The sequence below is a fragment of the Sulfuricurvum sp. genome, assembly GCF_023229695.1.
GTDB lineage: Bacteria > Campylobacterota > Campylobacteria > Campylobacterales > Sulfurimonadaceae > Sulfuricurvum.
In genome coordinates, this window is sequence record NZ_JALNYS010000040.1 from 1 (window position 1) to 3,351 (window position 3,351).

The window sequence follows — 3,351 nt, forward strand, 5'->3', positions numbered from 1 at the left end:
GTACCCACCCTTTTTGATGTGTATGAAGCTGCTCAACCCGTTCGAAATTTTCACCCAATAGGGCTTGAATTTTTACCGGTGCTTTCGTATAGGCGTATCCAATAAATGTATTAATGCCGAACGTCTCTAAAAGCGTTTTAAAATCACCTTCGACTGCCGTATCTCCCGAACCTTTCCATGCCGCTTTTGCACGAATACGCTGCTCTTTCATAAGAGTTTCAAACGTACCTGTATCGAGTGCGAGATTTTTCTCTTTGAGCATATCCTCGGTCAAATCCAGAGGAAATCCAAACGTATCGTAAAGTTTAAACGCCACTTCACCGCTAAACGTCTCTTTGGTATTTTTGAGCTCTTCATTAAAGAGTTCAATCCCCGATGCAATGGTTTTGAAAAAACGCTCTTCTTCGAGCATGATTTGCTCTTTTAGAACCGAAAGTTTTTCCACAATGTAGGGATATTGTTTCCCCATAAGTTCCGATACAGTGTCCGCAATCTCAAACATAAACGGCTTGCTAAATCCAAGGAGATACCCGTGACGAACTGCACGTCGTAAAATGCGGCGTAGAACGTATCCGCGCCCTTCATTCGAGAAGTTTGTCCCTTGCGCGAGCAAAAAAGTAACCGTACGGATATGATCCGCAATAACACGGTACGATGCACCGCTCGCATAATCATAAGGCTTACCGATAAGAGCTTCTACTTTGCGGATGATCGGCATAAACAAGGTTGAATCATAATTGCTTCGAACCCCCTCAAGCACCGCAACAGCACGTTCCAGCCCCATACCGGTATCGATAGAAGGTTTTGGTAACGGCTTTAACTCGCCTTTGGCATTGCGCTCATACTGCATAAATACAAGGTTCCAGATCTCCAAGAAACGATCTCCATCGCCTCCCATATAATCTTCAGGTCCATTAAAATGCTCAGCTCCCTGATCGACAAAAATCTCCGAACACGGACCACAAGGGCCAGTATCGCCCATCTGCCAAAAATTGTCTTTATCGCCAAGACGCATGATGCGATCCGCAGAAATATGCTTCTTCCACATCTCTTCCGCTTCATCGTCAGACTCATGAACCGTTACCCAGAGTTTATCCACAGGAAGTTTCATCACTTGCGTAATAAATTCCCACGCATGGGCAATTGCCTCTTCTTTGAAATAATCCCCGAAACTAAAGTTCCCCAGCATCTCAAAAAACGTATGGTGACGCGCCGTATGACCAACGTTTTCCAAGTCATTGTGCTTACCGCCTGCACGCAGACACGTTTGTGAACTGGTCGCTCTAGGATTAGAGGGAGCAGGAATATCGCCCGTAAAAATAGACTTAAACGGAACCATACCGGCATTAGTAAACAACAACGTTGCATCATCAGGAACAAGAGGCGAACTCGCCACACGGGTATGGTTTTTTGATTCAAAAAAGGCTAAAAAAGCTTCGCGTACGTCCATCATGGGTTACTCTCATTTGGGTAAAATTGTCGCGATTATAGCGAAGATGGGTTTAAAGAAAGTAATTAGGTTTAAAAGAGAGGATTTCGGCTTCGTCGTCACTCCATTGAAGACGGGTGTCTAGCTGGATTCCCGCCTTAGTGAGTGAAGTGCTATCGAGTGAATGATGAAAAAGAACATTCGCTAAAAAGCAAACGTAAAAATAAAAACTTACGAAAACGCTCTATTAAGTGCACTAAACATCGCCTTAATCGACGCAACAGTAATATCATTATCGCACCCGACACCAAAAAAATTCTGCCCATTTTCACTCTGAATCTCGATATACGCAACCGCTTCCGCACTAGAAAGTTCACCGCGTGAATGCTCGCTGTAGGAAAGAATTTTAAAATCATGTGAATACTCGACCATCAGAGCATTTTTGCATGCATCTATCGGACCGTTTCCTTGACCTTCTGATCGGATCGTTTTGCCGTTATGCGTATATTCGAGAACACATTTAGCCGAATGCTCTTTTGCACTCTCTGAAATCACCGAATAATCCACAAACTCAATGTCATGCGGTTCGCCAAAATAGGTCTTCTCAAAAATAGCTAAAATCTCTTCGCTTGAGAGCTCTCGCCCTGCTTTATCCGTTACATCCTGAACGATTTTCCCAATCTCAGGATGCATTTTTTTCGGTAAAGAGTAGTCGAATTTATCTTCCAAAACATACGCTACTCCTCCCTTACCCGACTGAGAATTAATACGGATAATCCCCTCATAGTTACGCCCAACATCCGCAGGATCAATCGGCAAATAGGGGACTTCCCAAAATGCATCGTCTTTGCCCCGCTGATATTCCATCCCTTTTTTGATCGCATCTTGGTGTGAACCGGAAAACGCAGTATAAACCAACTCCCCAACATACGGATGACGCTCATGGGTTTTCATATCGGTACACTCTTCGACGATGCGAACGACTGTCTCCAAATCACTGAAATCCAACTCGGGATCGACCCCTTGGGTATACATATTAAGTGCCAACGTGATGATGTCCACATTTCCGGTACGTTCGCCGTTTGAAAGCAACGTCCCCTCAACACGATCTGCTCCCGCCAACAATGCTAATTCTGTCGCGGCAACTGACGTTCCACGGTCATTATGAGTATGAGTCGAGATCAACACATGCTCACGGTTGGTCAGATGACGGCTCATCCACTCGATCTGATCGGCATAGACATTTGGTGTTGCCATTTCTACGGTTGCAGGAAGATTGATAATCACTTTTCGCTCTGCGCTGATACCCCAACGATCCGTCACGGCGTTACAGATACGAGCAGCATATTCGAGCTCCGTTCCCGTAAAACTCTCCGGTGAATACTCTAAACTGATTTCACCATCATGTTTAAGAGCGCGCTCTTTCACCATATCGACACCCTCTAACGCCAAAGCAATAATCTCATCCTGCTCTTTTCCAAAGACGATTTTACGCTGTGCAGTAGAGGTAGAATTATAAAGATGCACAATCGCTTTTTTAACGCCCGCTAATGCTTCAAATGTTTTGTCAATCAAGTGTTCACGAGCCTGCACAAGAACTTGAACCGTTACATCATCAGGAATCAAATTTTGCTCAACAAGGGTACGTAAAAAGTCAAACTCGATCTTAGAAGCAGAAGGAAATCCCACCTCAATATTCTTAAATCCAAGTTTTAGCAAGAGAGAGAAGAGAGAAAGTTTTTGATCCAAGTTCATCGGAGTGATCAACGCTTGGTTTCCGTCGCGAAGATCGACACTGCACCAAATGGGAGCGTGCGTGATGGTTTTGGTCGGCCAAGTACGATTTGGCAAATCAACTTGAGGATAAGGGCGATATTTGCCCGTAGACATATTTTTCATGGTGTATTCCTTCGAAAGTTCTC

General features: G+C 44.4%; 2 protein-coding genes. Both read right to left on the minus strand.

Translation table 11 applies throughout. The features are described from left to right. On the minus strand, positions 1-1,450 hold a 1,450-nt coding region (gene alaS / locus M0P91_RS15030), incomplete at its 3' end, for an alanine--tRNA ligase (protein WP_295069298.1). Between the two features lie 210 nt (positions 1,451-1,660). Beyond that, complete coding sequence (gene leuA, locus M0P91_RS15035) at positions 1,661-3,328, minus strand: 2-isopropylmalate synthase (RefSeq protein WP_295069301.1); 1,668 nt, start codon at positions 3,326-3,328, stop codon at positions 1,661-1,663. Positions 3,329-3,351 lie beyond the last annotated feature (23 nt).